1 pseudogene is annotated in these 276 nt (G+C 66.7%); it reads left to right on the forward strand.

Annotated elements, in window-relative coordinates:
• Positions 1–276: pseudogene (locus SB658_RS23645) on the forward strand (epoxide hydrolase); the annotation flags it as partial.

The raw sequence follows: 276 nt of genomic DNA on the forward strand, positions 1-276 counted from the left end.
GTCGCTCCCGAGATCGGCCGGCTCGCACCGGAGCGCGTGATCGGCGTGCATGTGAACGGGTCGCTCGGGAACTTCGTCGGCGACCTCGACGAGGAGACCACCGCGTCTCTCACACCCCTCGAGCAGGATCGTCTGCGCCGCATCTCCGAGTTCATGCAGAACGAGTTCGGCTATATCTCGATGCAGTCCACGCGTCCCGGCCTCGTCGGACAGGTGCTCGCCGACAGCCCGGTCGGGCAGTTCGCCTGGATCCTCGACAAGCTCCAGGCGTGGACG

Source organism: Bacillus sp. SIMBA_008 (assembly GCF_046535495.1).
Classification (GTDB): domain Bacteria; phylum Bacillota; class Bacilli; order Bacillales; family Bacillaceae; genus Bacillus; species Bacillus subtilis.